Annotated in this window: 13 protein-coding genes and 1 CRISPR repeat array; of the genes, 7 read left to right on the top strand and 6 right to left on the bottom strand. The window is 25.0% G+C overall.

Annotated features, from left to right (window positions below; translation table 11 throughout):
* Nucleotides 1-4: 4 nt before the first annotated feature.
* Nucleotides 5-607, bottom strand: a complete 603-nt coding sequence (locus tag AMYT_RS09115) for a hypothetical protein (RefSeq protein WP_114842240.1) — start codon at nucleotides 605-607, stop codon at nucleotides 5-7.
* A gap of 127 nt (nucleotides 608-734) precedes the next feature.
* Here AMYT_RS09115 and rsmD point away from each other — a divergent pair, with 127 nt between their 5' ends.
* The 4 genes from rsmD (at nucleotide 735) to AMYT_RS09095 (ending at nucleotide 6,096) form a co-directional block, all read left to right on the top strand.
* Nucleotides 735-1,328, top strand: a complete 594-nt coding sequence (gene rsmD / locus AMYT_RS09110; RefSeq protein WP_114842239.1) for a 16S rRNA (guanine(966)-N(2))-methyltransferase RsmD — start codon at nucleotides 735-737, stop codon at nucleotides 1,326-1,328.
* Nucleotides 1,329-1,333: 5 nt separating this feature from the next.
* Nucleotides 1,334-2,128: an ABC transporter permease gene (locus tag AMYT_RS09105; protein WP_114842238.1), complete on the top strand. Its 795-nt coding sequence runs from the start codon at nucleotides 1,334-1,336 to the stop codon at nucleotides 2,126-2,128.
* A gap of 226 nt (nucleotides 2,129-2,354) precedes the next feature.
* Nucleotides 2,355-4,019 (top strand): Na+/H+ antiporter NhaC family protein, encoded by a 1,665-nt coding sequence (locus tag AMYT_RS09100; protein WP_228197855.1) that lies wholly within the window; start codon nucleotides 2,355-2,357, stop codon nucleotides 4,017-4,019.
* Between the two features lie 106 nt (nucleotides 4,020-4,125).
* Complete coding sequence (locus AMYT_RS09095; protein ID WP_114842236.1) at nucleotides 4,126-6,096, top strand: EAL domain-containing protein; 1,971 nt, start codon at nucleotides 4,126-4,128, stop codon at nucleotides 6,094-6,096.
* A gap of 21 nt (nucleotides 6,097-6,117) precedes the next feature.
* Here the strand turns inward: AMYT_RS09095 and AMYT_RS09090 are convergent, their stop codons facing one another.
* Both AMYT_RS09090 and AMYT_RS09085 read right to left on the bottom strand, forming a co-directional pair.
* A complete protein-coding gene (locus AMYT_RS09090; RefSeq protein ID WP_114842235.1) occupies nucleotides 6,118-6,939 on the bottom strand; it encodes an SDR family NAD(P)-dependent oxidoreductase in 822 nt (273 codons plus the stop codon).
* Nucleotides 6,936-7,517, bottom strand: coding sequence for a nitroreductase family protein (locus AMYT_RS09085; protein ID WP_114842234.1), 582 nt, complete (start codon nucleotides 7,515-7,517; stop codon nucleotides 6,936-6,938). The genes AMYT_RS09090 and AMYT_RS09085 overlap by 4 nt, the downstream gene beginning before the upstream one ends.
* A gap of 63 nt (nucleotides 7,518-7,580) precedes the next feature.
* Here AMYT_RS09085 and AMYT_RS09080 point away from each other — a divergent pair, with 63 nt between their 5' ends.
* Entirely contained in the window at nucleotides 7,581-8,345 is a 765-nt protein-coding gene (locus AMYT_RS09080) for a TIGR02757 family protein (RefSeq protein WP_114842233.1), read from the top strand.
* 28 nt (nucleotides 8,346-8,373) lie between these two features.
* A CRISPR array of direct repeats spans nucleotides 8,374-9,994; the repeat unit is 36 nt; unit sequence ATTGTAACGCATAGTAGTTTATAGGGGTATTAAAAC.
* 189 nt (nucleotides 9,995-10,183) lie between these two features.
* On the opposite strand, the gene cas2 is transcribed toward AMYT_RS09080, so the two are convergent.
* Genes cas2 through cas9 form a run of 3 tightly spaced genes read right to left on the bottom strand, consistent with a single transcriptional unit; the run spans nucleotide 10,184 to nucleotide 14,844 of the window.
* Nucleotides 10,184-10,516: a CRISPR-associated endonuclease Cas2 gene (gene cas2 / locus AMYT_RS09075; RefSeq protein WP_114842232.1), complete on the bottom strand. Its 333-nt coding sequence runs from the start codon at nucleotides 10,514-10,516 to the stop codon at nucleotides 10,184-10,186.
* A complete protein-coding gene (gene cas1 / locus AMYT_RS09070; RefSeq protein WP_114842231.1) occupies nucleotides 10,503-11,447 on the bottom strand; it encodes a type II CRISPR-associated endonuclease Cas1 in 945 nt (314 codons plus the stop codon). The genes cas2 and cas1 overlap by 14 nt, the downstream gene beginning before the upstream one ends.
* Nucleotides 11,410-14,844 carry a type II CRISPR RNA-guided endonuclease Cas9 gene (gene cas9, locus AMYT_RS09065; RefSeq protein ID WP_114842230.1) on the bottom strand — a complete coding sequence of 1,145 codons (3,435 nt, stop codon included), beginning with the start codon at nucleotides 14,842-14,844 and terminating at the stop codon, nucleotides 11,410-11,412. The genes cas1 and cas9 overlap by 38 nt, the downstream gene beginning before the upstream one ends.
* Before the next feature lie 374 nt (nucleotides 14,845-15,218).
* On the opposite strand from cas9, the gene AMYT_RS09060 reads away from it, so the two are divergent.
* Together AMYT_RS09060 and AMYT_RS09055 are read left to right on the top strand one after the other, a co-directional pair.
* Nucleotides 15,219-16,058, top strand: a complete 840-nt coding sequence (locus AMYT_RS09060) for a helix-turn-helix domain-containing protein (RefSeq protein WP_114842229.1) — start codon at nucleotides 15,219-15,221, stop codon at nucleotides 16,056-16,058.
* A 58-nt stretch (nucleotides 16,059-16,116) separates the two neighbouring features.
* Nucleotides 16,117-16,641, top strand: coding sequence for a YbhB/YbcL family Raf kinase inhibitor-like protein (locus AMYT_RS09055; RefSeq protein WP_114842228.1), 525 nt, complete (start codon nucleotides 16,117-16,119; stop codon nucleotides 16,639-16,641).
* Nucleotides 16,642-16,794: the final 153 nt, after the last annotated feature.

Below are 16,794 nucleotides of genomic sequence, written 5' to 3'. Positions count from 1 at the left end.
AAGATTAAATATATAAAAATAATACTACTAATCCAATACCTGCTAAAGTTAAATAAACACCCCTTTGTTTAAACCCATATTTTCCTTTTACCATAAAAATAGCTGATATTGCTAAGAAAAATAGTATAACAGAATAAGCTAAAGCTAAATATGACCATCTATCTTTACTTGAAGATTTATGTGAATCTATAAAAACTTGTATAAATGAAGGATAACCACTAATTGAGTAGATAAGCTCCCCTGAGTTTTTATAATATGTTATAAATTTCATATCTTTTTTTCTTGAAATTTGATATTTGATAAATTCATTATTCTCTTCTAATTCTTCAAAGTTATCTAAAACTGATTTTTTAACAATATGTGTAGGTAACTGTTTTTTTTGCTCATTTTGTGCATATACAGAAATAATTTTATCTTTTAATTGCTCTTTTTGAAGATTTTTTTCTATTTTTGCATTTAAAACATACTCTTTTTCAAATAAATGTAAATCTCTAAAAGATAAAACAATTCCTGATAATGAATAAATAATAGTTATTCCTATTACTAAATACCCTAAATCCCTATGCCACTCTCTAAGTCTTACAGAGAGTTTTTTATTTTGTTTCATAATTCCTCCTTATTTTTTTGAAATTATAATACATCTTTCTTAACCTTAATTAATTGATTATTAACGTGAGTTTAACAATAAAGTATTATAATTTCATTTATCAAATCAAAAAAAAGTTTTAAAAATTATGAAAAAAAAAATATTAACTACACAAATAATTGCAGGAAAATATAAAGGTAAAAAAATTGAGCTACCTTCTTTAGAAGTAACAAGAAGTTCAAAAGCAAGATTAAAAGAGTCTTTTTTTAATGTTTTGCAATTTGATGTTTGTGATAAGCTTTTTGTTGAAGCTTTTGCAGGAAGTGGAAGTATTGGTCTAGAAGCTGTAAGTAGAGGTGTAAAAAGGGCATATTTTGTTGAGATTGATAAAAATTCATATAATATTTTAACAAGAAATTGTAAAGCAATAGAAAATGAAAAATGCCAGACTTTTTATGGGGATACTTTTACTCAATTGCCTATTATTTTAAATAGTTTAAAAAATTCAAGTGATGAGTTAGTTATTTATATTGATCCTCCTTTTGATTATAGAGATGGAATGGAAGATATTTATGAAAAATCATTTGAAATTGTAAGAAAAATAGAAAATGACAATGTTTTTTTAATTACTTTTGAACATGTAAGTACTTTAGAGATACCAGAAGAGCTTGGAAAGTTTGCCTTATATAAAACTAAAAAGTTTGGTAAAAGTTCACTATCTTATTATAAATATAAAAGTTAAGAATTATGTTTAAAGTGGCGTTATATTTAATTATTAGTTTAGTATTAATTATCTTTTTAATGCCACTTTTTTATACAGTATCACCTTATGATTTAAATCCAAATGCTATTTTATCCTCTCCTTCCCTTGCTCATCCTTTAGGTACTGATAGATTGGGAAGAGATGTTTTAGCAAGAGTTTTACAAGGTGGACAAACTTCTTTAATTATAGGTTTTTTATCTGCTGTTATTAGTTCAATTATAGGACTTTTTATAGGTATTAATGCAGGGTTTTTTAAAGGTAAAATAGATAAAACAATTACTATTTTAATTGATTTATTTTTAACTTTTCCCACATTCTTTTTACTTTTAGCTTTGGTATCATATATTCAAGCTTCTTCTGTTATTTTGATTATTGTTATTTCTATAACAGGCTGGATGAGTATGGCTAGACTTATTAGAAGTGAGAGTTTTGCCATTTCAAATAAACCTTATATCAAGGTTTTAAAACTTGCAAATGTTTCAAACTTTAAAATAATATTTAAATATTTTGCTCCACTTTTAGCACCTATTTTTCTTATGTCTTTTACTTTTTCTGTTGGAGGAGCAATTTTAGCTGAGTCTGGACTTTCTTTTTTAGGACTTGGGATAAATCCACCAAATATGTCATGGGGGAGCTTATTAAGTGATGGAAGGGCTGTAATAGATATTGCTTGGTGGGTTAGTTTTTTCCCAGGATTAATGATATTTTTAATTACTTTTTGTTTAATTCAAATCTCAGATTTTATCCAACAAAAAGCAAATGCAAAAGATATTCAATAAATTAGTCTTCTTTCATATACTTTAATAGCTTTTTGCTTTAATAAAATATTTTTATCAATAGTAGCTAATTTGAGATTTAGTAAAATTAAAGTATCCATATAACAAACTGTAACTTATAAATTATTATTAAATGATTTTTATGCTAAAATCTAGAAATTTTTTATGTGGAGTTTTTATTTTGAATAGATTAGCTAAAAGTTTACTGTTTGTAACGTTTTTACCCCTAATGTTACTAGCAGATGCTAAAGCAAATGCAGAACTTTTTGGAAGTTTAACCCTTCTTCCTCCTTTAGTTGCAATTGTTTTAGCTTTTATTACGAGAAATGTAATTTTCTCTTTATTTATGGGGATTTTTACTGGAACATTTATGGTAAATATTGTTGATGGTAGTGTATTTGTTGCATTTGCAGGTGCTTTTGTAGATGTGGTTAGAAAAATGATTGGTTCAATGGCCGACTCTTGGAATGCGGGAATTATTCTTCAAGTTTTAACTATTGGAGGATTAATAGCAGTTATTACAAAAATGGGAGGGCCAAGAGCTATTGCACAAAAGCTTGCTACTAAGGCGAAATCTCCTGCAAGTGCACAGATTTATACTTGGTTAATGGGATTTTTTATCTTTTTTGATGATTATGCAAACTCATTAATTATTGGTCCTATTATGAGACCTGTAACTGATAAGCTAAGAATTGCAAGGGAAAAACTTGCTTTTGTTATTGATGCTACTGCTGCTCCTATTGCTGGTATTGCTCTTATTTCTACTTGGATTGGTTATGAAATCTCTTTAATTAAAGATGCTTATAGTATGATAGGGCAACCAGAAATAAATGCTTATGCTATTTTTGTTGAGACTATTCCTTATAGATTTTACAATATTTTAATGTTAGCATTTGTATTTTTCTCAGCATATTTTTTAAGAGAATTTGGTCCTATGAGAACAGCTGCTATTAGAGCTGCTTCAACAGGAAAAGTATCAAAACACAAAAGACAAGAAGAACACTTAAATCAAGAATCTTCTACTATGGCTCCTAAAAAAAATGTAGAATATTCAATGTGGAATGCAATTATTCCTATTTCTGTTTTAATTATTGTTGCTTTTATTGGATTTTATTTCAATGGTTTACATTCACTTGAAGGTGAAGCTTTAAAAGCTGTTGAAGCAAATCCATACTCATTTAGTTCTATTAGGGATTGTTTTGGTGCTGCTGATGCTTCTATTGTTCTTTTTGAAGCTGCTTTATTTGCTTCAATTGTAGCTATTGGTATGGGTATGCAACAAAAAATATTTGATTTAAATGAAGCTTTAGAAACTTGGGTATTTGGAGTTAAGGCTTTAGTTATTACAGCAGTAATTCTAATCTTAGCTTGGTCTATTTCTTCTGTAATAAAAGATTTAGGAACTTCTACATATTTAGTTTCTTTATTATCTGATAGTACACCTCAGTTTATTTTACCTTCAATTATTTTTATTTTAGGTTCAGTTATCTCTTTTTCTACTGGTACTTCTTATGGAACAATGGGAATCCTTATGCCTCTAACAATTCCTTTAGCAAATGCAATTGGTATTCATGTGGGATTAGAACCAACTGCTTTAAGTGATTATATTATCTTAAATATTGGGGCAGTTTTAACAGGTGCTATTTTTGGAGATCATTGTTCTCCTATTTCTGATACATCTATTTTATCTTCAATGGGGGCAAGTTGTGACCATATGGATCACATATCAACTCAATTACCTTATGCCTTATTTGTAGGTGTAGTTTCTATTGTTTTTGGATTTATTCCTGCTGCTTTAGGATACTCTGCTACAATTTTATTACCTATTGGTTTACTTGTAATAGCTTTAACTATAAGATTTTATGGAAAACCATTTTTAAATACAGAAGCTTAATATTAAGGGGAACTTTTGTTCCCCTTTTTTTTAAACTATACTAAATTAAATAATTAATTAATAATTTATTTTTTTATGTTATTCTTTTCCAAGTAAAAGGAAAAAAATGAAAATTTCAAATAACTTATTACATCTTTCATTAAAGGAAGCCTTTTTAGATATTGTACCTTTTTATATTATTTCTTCTTTAGGTATATTATTTATTAATGTTTTTAATATAGATGCAAATACAAATAATATAGTAATAAAATCTTTTCTTCATATTTCAAATACTTTTTCATATCTTTTCCCTATTTTTTTAATAATTGCAATATCTTATTATTTGGCAAATAATTATCATATAAGTAGATTTATTAGTATTTGTATTTCTTTACTAGTTTTTATAAAATTTGCTTGGGTTATAGAGAATAATCAGCTTTACTATAATCATCATATGGAAATATATGCTTTTTTTATTCCTATAATAAGTACATATTTATATATCTATTTATATAAAATAAAAAGTCTTAAAATAATTAAAGAAAATTATATTATTAGTAATCAGTTAAAAATTGTAGTTAATTCTTTAATTCCAATTTTAATAGTCTATCTTTTTTTAACTTTTCTAATCCCTTATATAAGTGAATTTTTACAAATAATACTTGAAAAGTTTTTTCTTTCTATAACTGAAAATTTTTCAATTGAAATTAAGACTTTTATACAAGTTATTACAACACATATTATTTGGTGGCTTACAGGTATTCATGGAACTCATATTTATAATATTTTTGCTGATTTATCTTATTCTCAACAAGAAATTTTTCAAAATTTAACATCTGAAACTTTTATTTATAGTTTTTTGGTATTTGGTGGAGCTGGTTCAACTTTATCTTTAATTATTGCAATAATACTTAAATCAAAAAATCATCATAATAGAAAAATATCATTTATCTCATTTCCTTTTGCAATTTTTAATATAAATGAAATACTATTATTTGGTTTACCAATTATTATGAATTTTACATTATTAATACCTTTTTTACTTCTTCCTATTATTAACTTTTTTACTTCATATTTAGTTTTTTCTTTTTTTGCTATTCCTGAAAGTGACTATATTTTATCTTGGACTACTCCTATTTTTGTAAGTGGATATTTGTTAGGGAATGCGCAATCATACATATTTGTTTTTTTACAATTATTTAATTTAATAGTTGGTGTATTTGTATATTTACCTTTTTTAAAGCTCTATGACCAATCTCAAGAATTAAATAATAATACAAAAAAACTAAAAGAGAAATTTAATATAAAAGATCAAGTAGATATTATAGAAGAGATAAGTTTTTTTAAAACACAAGCAGAAATAATAAAAGAAAAATCAAATACACATAAAATGGTAGAAGATTTAATTTCTGGTGATTTATTGTTGTATTATCAACCTAAAATAGATATTAAAAATGATCAATGTTATGGCTTTGAAGCTCTTTTAAGGTTTAAAACCAAAGATAATAAAATTGTAGGACCATACTTTATCTCACAAATTGAAAAGGCAGGCTATAATTTTGTAATTGATTTATGGGTTATAAATCAAGTTTTGCAAGATTTAGAAAAATGGCATAAAAAATCATTTTTCCCAAGAATTAGTATAAATTTATCTCCTGAATCTATTAGTAATGAATATATTATAAATAAAATAATTAGAAAACTTAAAAATAAAAATGTTGAAATAGAAATCCTAGAAAGAACTTTTGCAAGTGAACACTGTAAGTTTATGAAAAATATATTGAAATTAAAAGCTAATGGTTTTGCTATTAGTATTGATGACTTTGGTACAGGCTTTTCTTCTTTGCAATATTTACATATCTTGCCTGCAAATATTATAAAACTAGATAAAACCTTATTGGATAATATAACTACCTCAAAAGGTAAAATTTTATATAAAGATATTGCAAAAATGTGTCAACATTTAAATTATACACTTATTAGTGAAGGGGTAGAGACAAAAGAGGATGTTGATTTTTTAAAGAGTATAAAAATAGATATAATCCAAGGGTTTTATTACTCAAAAGCTATTCCTTTTAATGAAGTCTATTTTTTTTAATAATAGCACTAAAAATTAGTGCTATATTTTATTTAAAAGCTTATCTAGTAAACTTGTACTTAATACTCTTTTTGCAAAACCCAAAATATGCGTAGCTTTTGTTATATAATATCTAGGCTTTGGTTTTTTGCTATTCATTATTTGTAAAACAACCTTAGCAACGGAAGTTGCAGGAAGATTAAATAGTGCTTTATCTTCAGTAGTTTCAAGTCTTTGTTTTAATTCATTTTTATATGTTGTTGTAAAATAACTATTTTCAATATCTATATTTTTTCTAAAATTTTTTAAGGCATTTTCTCTAAATTTAGAAGTAACAGGCCCAGTATTTATAGTACTTATAGTTATATCACTTCCCATAACTTCTTGTCTTAAAGTATCTGCAAGTCCTTCAATAGCATATTTACTTGCATTGTATGCTCCTCTAAATTTTAAAGAGATTATTCCTAAGACTGAACTATGTTGTATAATCTTACCATAGCCTTGTTTTCTAAAGATTTTCATTGTTTGAAAAGTAACTTCATGTAAACCAAATAAATTTGTCTCAAACTGCTGTTTTAAAACTTCAGAACTTATATCTTCAACAGCGCCTGGTTGTCCAAATCCGGCATTATTAAAAACTGCATCTAGTTTTTTATCTTCTTTTAAAATTAGTTCTAAAACTTCACTAATTTGCTCTTTTTTTGTAACATCAAGTAAGTATGAGATAAAACCTAACTCTTTTAATCTTTCTACATCTTCTTCTTTTCTTGCTGTTGCATAGACTTTAAATCCTGCTTCTTTTAAAACTTTTGCAGTTTCAAATCCTATTCCAGAAGAACAACCTGTTATTAAAATATTTTTCATTTGTATTTTCCTATGATTAACTCTTCTAAATCTCTTTTAGGAACACAATGTATATCTTCTTCATCTCTATAATAGTTTGTATTGTTATTTTCAACTTTTACAAGTTTTATCTTCTCTTTTGCTTCTCCTATGGCAATACCTATTAAAACCTCTAAATGTTCTGGAAGATTAAATAACTCTTTACAAACTTCTTTGTTTATGGAAGCCAAAGCACAAACACTTAACTCTTTTGCTTTTGCACCTAAACTTATAGCTTCAAAAGATACCCCTGCATCAAACATCGCAAAGCCATCTATTGTTTTGTCATTTAGCATAATAATGTAAGCACTAGGTCTTTCCTCTTCACTTTGTGTCCAGTTTGTAAGATGTGTAGCCCATAAGGCTGTTTGTGAAAGTTGCTTTACAAACTCTTTTTTTGTAACTAAGATATATTTTAATGGTTGCATATTTTTTGCACTTGAAGTTACTCTTGCCAAATCTACAAGCTCTTCTAACTCTTTTATAGATATTTCTTTTGGTTTAAATCTTCTTGTGCATCTGCTTTTTTGTATTAATTCTTTTAGATTTTCAAATTTCATTTAACGCTCTTTTTTTTTAATTGTTGCTATTATACCAAATCAATAATTTTAGGTTAGAAAAGAATGAATATAAAAGAACTTTTAGATAATGAAGTATGTACTAGAAATCAAGATTGTGAACTTACATATGATAAACCAGACCCTCTTTTAGTTGCAAGTAGATATAAAGATGAGTATATAATACTTTTATGTGCACTTTTTGCATATGGTAAGGCTTCTTTAATAGTAAAGTTTTTAGATAGTTTGGATTTTTCCCTTTTAGAGCAAAGTGAACAAGAAATAAATAAAGCTTTAGATAGTTTTTATTATAGGTTTCAAAATAGTGAAGATATAAAAACTATTTTTAAAACTTTTAAAAGATTAAAACAAATGGATAGTTTAAATAATCTTTTTTTATCTGCTTATAAAAAAGAAAATAATGTTTTAGAAGGTATTGATTTTCTTATAAAAAAGATTTATGAAGTTTCAAATTATAACTCTCAAGGCTTTACTTTTTTAGTCTCATCTGCTTTTAAAAGAGATAAAAATAATAATATAAAAGAAATAGGAAATGCTCCATATAAAAGATGGAATATGTTTTTAAGATGGATGGTAAGAAATGATAGCTTAGATTTAGGTTTATGGAGTGGCATAAATAAGAGTGATTTAATCTTGCCTTTAGATACTCATACCTTTCAAGTTTCACAAAAACTAGGACTTCTAAATAGAAAAACTTATGATTTAAAATCAGCACTTTTAGTGACTGAAAAACTAAAAGAGTTTGATAACAACGACCCTATAAAATATGATTTTGCTCTTTATAGAATTGGGCAGGAGAAAATAATCTAACACTAATTTAAATACTTTATTTTATAAAAACATAATGTATAGTAGTTTATAGGGGTATTAAAACGAGATAGATTGTTCTGCATTTGCTTTTGCTATTGTAACGCATAGTAGTTTATAGGGGTATTAAAACTAAAGTCTTTGCCATACCTCATAAATCAAAATTGTAACGCATAGTAGTTTATAGGGGTATTAAAACACTCATTCTTGAGTACTCCTTATATTGATTATTGTAACGCATAGTAGTTTATAGGGGTATTAAAACAGAGTGTTTCTGGTATCCTTGATAATGCTAATTGTAACGCATAGTAGTTTATAGGGGTATTAAAACAGAAAACAATAGCTATTCACAATTATTTCGATTGTAACGCATAGTAGTTTATAGGGGTATTAAAACAGTTTTCATACACTATTTCTATATCTTGGTATTGTAACGCATAGTAGTTTATAGGGGTATTAAAACTGAGATTGCATCACCATTTGTTGAAGCATCAATTGTAACGCATAGTAGTTTATAGGGGTATTAAAACAATATCAATCTTGTATTTGCATAACTTTTGATTGTAACGCATAGTAGTTTATAGGGGTATTAAAACAACAAAGACCATATGGTTTAGAATTGAGTTATTGTAACGCATAGTAGTTTATAGGGGTATTAAAACAAATTTTATAAATGTACTTAATCAATTTTTATTGTAACGCATAGTAGTTTATAGGGGTATTAAAACACTAATTTCTCCCATCATTTTATTTTGATTATTGTAACGCATAGTAGTTTATAGGGGTATTAAAACTAGCTGTAATAGTTGTATCGTGAAGCTTAGATTGTAACGCATAGTAGTTTATAGGGGTATTAAAACCAATCTCTTTGTCATTTCCCCCAAGAATCAATTGTAACGCATAGTAGTTTATAGGGGTATTAAAACAAAGAGGCTGGATTAGGCTATTTAGGTTTAATTGTAACGCATAGTAGTTTATAGGGGTATTAAAACCTAAACTTAGACAACGAAAATTTGATTAATATTGTAACGCATAGTAGTTTATAGGGGTATTAAAACTAGAAAAGTTTTCTAATTCTGATTTAGGGAATTGTAACGCATAGTAGTTTATAGGGGTATTAAAACACTATGATTGATGAGCTTGTGAAACACACTATTGTAACGCATAGTAGTTTATAGGGGTATTAAAACACACAGTAAATCAAAGCTATGTTATGCACAATTGTAACGCATAGTAGTTTATAGGGGTATTAAAACAATGGCTAGAAAAGCCACTTGATAAAGATGATTGTAACGCATAGTAGTTTATAGGGGTATTAAAACAATATTTTGTCGAAAAAACATTTCACGATTATTGTAACGCATAGTAGTTTATAGGGGTATTAAAACAAGAAGTTGAAGAGACTTTAGAAGCTGAAAATTGTAACGCATAGTAGTTTATAGGGACATTAAAACAGGCTTCACTATATTTAAACTTAGGTAAATATTGTAACGCATAGTAGTTTATAGGGGCATTAAAACGAAATATTTCAGTTATTAAAAACTATCAGTATTGTAACGCATAGTAGTTTATAGGGGCATTAAAACTATATTTCATCTTTTGTGATATTGTGTTCAATTGTAACGCATAGTAGTTTATAGGGGCATTAAAACCGATAAAATATTTAAAAAATTTATGATTTTATTAATTTTTTTTTAATAATAAAACTTTAAGCAAGTAAAATATAAAATTCTACTTATAAATTGTAACACATAGTAGTTTAATAGGGGTATTAAACTAAGACTACTTTAATAGTAGTTGATTTTAGGAGATAGTTTTTCTATCTCCCTTTTTATTTAAAATTAAAACAATAATAATTGTATTGGTTCATTTTTCTCTTCTTCTGATTTTTGTCCAATTATTACTTCCATATTTGCAAATTGCTTATCTGTAAACATAAGCATTCTTATATTTCCTTTCTTTATATTTTTGTTTATAAATTCTTTTATTCTTTTTCTTCCATAACTTGCTGCTTCTGGAGAACTAAAGATTTTACCATAAATTGAATATTGCAACATCATAAAACCTTCTTTTTCAAGTTCATCATGAAACCAGTTATAACGCTTTCTATCTTTTTTTGTTTTAGTTGGTAAATCAAACATTATCATTAACCACATAGTTTTAAAAGCACTCATTTTTAAATAAATCCTCGTTTATACTTGGAAATACAATTAATGATATATCATCTTTTAGAACTGCTCTTTTATAATTTTTTACAAATATTTCAATTGCTTTACTTAGTGTTGATATTCCACCATTTATTTTTACACATTCTAAAGTCAATAGTTTTACTAAATCTCTTTTTATAGGTATATTTAAGTATAAACTTTGAGAATACTTAGTATTTAGTAGTATTTTTATATGTAAATCACAAAAAGCCCTAAAAGGTTCTATTAAATCATCTACAAGATTAAAAGCATTGTATCTATTTTGATGCCAAATTCCAAATACAGGTAAAAACCCTGATACACTTAAACTTCTTGCCATTGTGGCTCTTAGTATGGCATATGAATAATTAAGCATACTATTTATAATATCTTCGCTTCCTTGTTCTCGTCTAAATGTTTTATTTTCAAAAAGTGACTTCCAATAAATTCTAGCACTTTGTGCTTCATCATTATTGCTATCAAATAATTGAACTTTTTTACTTAAACTTTCAAGTTCATTAAACTCTTTTTTATTCCAATATTTTAAAGTTATTGATTGATTTGAAATTTTTGATTTTATGATATTTTGCCAAGCTTTAGCTTTAAATTCTTGAGTTATTGATATTTGAATATTTGCCATTTCTGTTAAAAGTGTATGTGTATGATATGGAATAAGAATAGAAGAGGGATGAAATTCTTCATCTATAAAAAGAGTTGCAACTCCTTTTTTATTTAATAATTCAATAGCTTTTCCAGTTATAGAAAATTTTGTACTATCAAAAAGTATAAAATCTATATCATTTATACTCACTTTTATATTTTCTTCTAAATTACTTTCTTCCTTAAAACAAAGCAAAAGATTTTCATCTTTTACTTTTATTTTACAAGTTTTTGTTAAATGTACTACTTTCCATCCCATTTTTAATTCCTTTTAAAAAAGTATAAAGCTCACTTTCTATATTTCCAATTGTTTGTAAAGATTTAATATTGCCTAAAACATCTAAATTTAATTTTATTATTCCAATAGCTTTATTTATATAATGTTGTTTATGACTATTTGGTTTACCATTAAATAATGTTAAAAAAAAGTGAGGTTGATTTCCTATACTTGCAGGAAATCTAGGATTTGAAAAAGAAGCCATTTTTTTATCTTCTAAAAAACTTACAATTTTACCACCTTTATAGCTATCATTTGCAAAAATAAAAAATATAATATCATTTTTAAAAGCTTTAAAACTATTATCACTATCTACTACAAACTTATTATTTATTTTTTTTGCAGTTGATAAATCAATTCTTTTATAAGATAATTTATTATTTTCTAAAGTAGCTTTAAATCCTATAAATGTTTTCTCTTTTGTAGCTAATCCTCCTCTTACATCAAAACCTGTTAAATTTTTTTGATAAAACTTAACTTTTCTTATTGGTTTGTTGTTATTATCCAATAAAGGTTTATGTATAAGTTCATCAAGCTTTTGTTTTGCAACACTAAGTGCTTCTTTGTCTTTTTTATCTATATTTTCAAAAGAGTTCAATAGTGTTTTGATTTCATCTGCTCTATGTTTTACAATCTTACAAATAACATCATTTGGATTAGTAATATAAACATACATTTTTTCTAATATATTTTTCTTAAAATCTTCAAAAAATTTGTCTGGTTTTGTGGTATTTGTTATTTTCAAAGAAGTAAATTTATTTAAAATATTTTCTTTTACTGTATAAAAATCATTTTCTTTTTTACTATAAATAGTATCTTTATGAATTTTTGAAACCATGGGTTTTTTAGATACCCAAAAATTTACAACTTTTGTTTTTCCAAAAATATCTTTATAAAAAACTGAGTCTTCACCATAAATATTGTAATTATCTTCTATTGTTTCTATTAATTCTTTTGGTTCAATCCCTTCAATAAGAGGTATTGTTTTTTTGATATTTTCTCTTGCCATATCATCAATTACATCCAAATTTTCTCTAAAAGTATTTGAGAGTTTTTGAAGCCAAGATTTATTTGTAAGTCCAATTAAAATAGCATCAATTGCATGATGAATATTTGTATCTCTGACTTTTGTTTTTACATTTAAAAGTTTTCTAATATTTGAAGTTGCTCTACCTTGAATATGTCTTATTTCCATAGAATTTTTTGTTTGGTTTTGAAATGGATAATATCTTTTTAAAATTTGTGCAGTTAAAGCTTCTATATAACTTGTAGCTCTTAAAGGTTTACTTTCAAAAGTATCTTTATAAACTTCATCAAGATTTGTTGCTAGTAAATTTTTTCTTTTTTTCCATGAAATTTTATGTTGAGAAAATAAATCTTCTACTATTTTTTCATATTGTTCTTTATTTTTTAAATAATTATAAGGTAATTGGTTAGATTTTGAAACATTACAATCTTTATGCACTAAAACCAAATTATGCTTTACACTAAGTCCACCTAAACTTCGAGGTACAATATGGTCTATATCTACTTCATTTTTAATAATTTGTTCAAAGCTAATTGCTCTTTTATTCGTTTGGCAATATGGACATATAAAATTTTGTTCTTCCCACATTATGATTTTTTTTACATATTTTTCTAGATTTTTGCCATACTCTTTAGCTTTTTCTTGATATTGTTCATTTTCTAAAATATTTTTGATTTTTGCTTCATTTTCTCTATTGGCTCTATCGATATTTTTTCTTGATTCTTCATTAAGGCTTAGTTCTCTTGTACTTTCAACTCTTATTTCATCAAATATTCCATATATTGAATGAAGATGTTTTATGAGTCTTAATACTGCACTTACTACATATTTAACTGGGTGATTATTTATTTCTAAATTATCATCTTTTTCAAATTGAGTAATACTTAGATACTTAATTCCTTTTTTAAATGATAAATAATCTTCTTCTCTACTAAAATTTAATTTCTGTTTAATCTCATCAAGTGTTAATCCTTCTTCAAAAAATGGAATTATATTTATCATAGCTAGATGGGAAATATTTAGGCTTTTACCTACTTTATTTTTTATTAGTTCTAAGATTATTTTATTTTTTATAGATTCATCGTTTACTAGATTGTATTTTGAAAATACTACACTTAATTTTTCATAAATTGGTTTTGGCTGTTTTTCATCTCTTAAAACATCAAAAATTTCTTTCATAATTTCATATTTATTAGATTTATTTAAAATATTAATAATAAAGTTTTTATCATATTTGGAAAGATTATTAATAAAATGAAATTTTGTTATAGTATTATCTTGAACTTTATCTTTTAACTTATAACTATCTTCTTTATCAAAAATTTTAATATTATCATCAAGTTTTAATATTTTTCTTATTTCTTTATATTTTATATCTGAAATATTTTTTCCATTTTTTAGTCTATCAAAAAAATTTTCTGCAATTTGTTTTATTTGTTCTTTAGAAATTTTAATACTTGGCTTTGAATTAAAAGTAATGTTTGATATTGCTTGATACATTTTATAAATATCAGCTAGGAGTGAAAATTGATGTGCAACTTTTTCTTCTTTAAAATATTCGCAATTTGCAAATAGTGATAAATCATTTGATGAATCTTTTTGATTATCTATTATTTTAATCAGCTTATCTATAAAAAGTTTTGTATCAAAAGTAGTATCAAATAGACCAAATTTTTCTTGAGACAAAATAAGTGTTTTAATCTCTTCATTTATATATTCTCGTCTTATCATATAATTATAATTATCATGGTTTCTAAAAGTTGGGTTTTCTTTTTGGATTTCAATTTCATAAATAATTTGAGGTATCGTTTTTTGAGGAAATTGTACTTTAAAATTTTCAATAGTTTTTAGAGCCTGTTTTATTTTGCCTTTCTCATCATCTTTTTTTTCTTTTTTATTTTCTTGATTTAATCCCAATTTTTCACAAAATTCTTCAAGTAAATCATCTGTATCAAGAGATTTGTACCCTCTATGTTTTGCAATTAAATACAAAACTGAAAATAATTCTTGATATGTTAGTTTTTCTTCAAAAACTTTTTTAGCTCTTAGTTCCCATTTATTTATAAATAAATTTTTCTTTTCTTGATTTAATAAATCATCTTTTTTATCTAAATTAAAATCTTCAAAAAGTTGTGCAAGATTTTTTTTCCTTTCTTTTTTTAGATTATAAAGTTTTTTAGTTGATGTATTTTGACCATGTATTGATTTTTTAGAGTTACCATCTTTGTCATATGGAGAATCAAACATAAATACTCCATAGTCTATTAATGAATATTTATTATTTCCTAATTCATCTAAAATTGAATAACCTACTGACGTAATCCCTAAATCTAATGACAATATCTTTTTCATCTAAAACCTTTGTTATTAAAAGTAAAATAATTATGTAATTTGATATTATTAACTATAAAGCTAACATAAGAAAATTAATATATTCTAATACTATTTGCATATAACTTTACAAAGGCTTAAGTGACATTATTTAGACATCTAAATTAAATTGATGCATATTTGATAATTTTTTGGCAATAGATAAGCTATTATTTAATTAGAGTAAATATTTTACTTTTTTAAAAGAAATAATAATTAAAAAGAAAGAATTCTATAATTTATTTTATAAAAAATTAAATAACACACAAAAAAACATTTATTTAGATATTTGATTTTATATCTAGTATAATAAAAAAATATTTTGACATATAGTTTAGAGTAGTTTAGGAAGATGTATGAAAATTGAGTTGCCTTTATGTTTAGAGCCAAATTTAATAAAATTTAAAAATTTATCTTTTTGCAATTATATTCAAAAAGAGCCCCAAATAAAAAATGAAGTATATATTAAAAACAATATTATAATTTTTGTTATAAAAGGCACAAAATTATTACATTTTGAAAATAGTAGTATTCAAGTAAATAAAGACTCTATACTTTTTTTAAGAAGTGGTAATTATATTATGTCAGAGATTTTAGATGAGTATTATGAATCGCTACTTTTTTTATATGAAGATAGTCTTTTATTAGATTTTATTAAAAAATATAATATTTCATTTAAAAATGAAAGTTTAAAAGAGATAAATATCCTAAAAATAGATAGTTCTTTTGAATTTGAAAACTTAATAGATACAACAAAAAACTACTTTTTAAAAGATATAAAAAATAAAGAAGAGCTAATAAAACTAAAGTTAGAAGAAGCCTTTTTAAATATCTTAAATAGTTCTTCAAAAGAACAGTTTATAAACCTTTTAGCTTCTATTTATAAAAGTAATTATTTTAAAATTGAAGTAGAAAAAAATTTCACATATGAAGATAATATTTTAGATTTAGCGTATAAATTCAATATGCCAGAAGTTTCATTTCGAAAAAAATTTAAAGAAGTTTTTAAAATGACTCCTAAAAAATGGCAAGTTATAAAGAGATTAGAAAAAGCAAAAGTTTTACTTGAAAGTACAAATATGAATGTAAGTGAAGTTTGTATTCAAACTGGCTTTGATAATCTTTCTTGGTTTATTCAAACTTTTAAAAAATATTATAGCCAAACACCAACTCAGTTAAAAAACAACAAAAAATAAATATTTTCCAATAGCTTAAATCTTCTTTTTTTTATAAACTATAAAAAAAGGAGAAATAATGAAAAAAGCATTAAGTGTATTAGTTTTAAGTAGTTCGTTTTTATTTTCGCAAGGTTTTACTTTAAAAAGTGAAACAATCTCTGGTCAATTGGGAATAAAGCAAGTTTTTAATGGCTTTGGATGTACTGGTGAAAATATTTCACCTAAACTTTCATGGGAAAATCCACCAAAGAAGACAAAATCTTTTGCTATTACTATGTATGACCCCGATGCACCTACTGGTTCAGGATGGTGGCATTGGATTGTTTTTGATATTCCAAAAGATAAAAAAGAGTTAAAAGAAAGCTTTGGAAATAAAGAATCAAAAGAGATTGTGCAAAGTGTTACTGATTATGGTAAAGTAGGGTTTGGAGGGGCTTGTCCACCAATTGGAGATAAAGCTCACAAATATGAATTTACAATCTATGCACTTGATGTGGAAAAACTAGGTTTAACAAAAGATACAACTCCAGCAATAGTAGGCTATTATATAAATCAACACACAATAGAAAAATCAACAATAACTGCATATTACAAAAGATAAAGCCTTATAAGCAAGTAATTTTACTTTACTTGCTTATATTAAATAACTTTAAAAACCCAATTTTATAAGCTATTTTATAAAAAAATTACTTTAAATGACTTTTCAGTGACTTTAGAATAATATAATTAACTTAAATTAATAATTTTGTATAAA

The sequence above is a fragment of the Malaciobacter mytili LMG 24559 genome, from assembly GCF_003346775.1.
Classification (GTDB): Bacteria; Campylobacterota; Campylobacteria; order Campylobacterales; family Arcobacteraceae; genus Malaciobacter; species Malaciobacter mytili.
The sequence above is the reverse complement of the archived record's forward strand: the minus strand, read 5'-3'. Positions and strand labels throughout refer to the sequence as shown.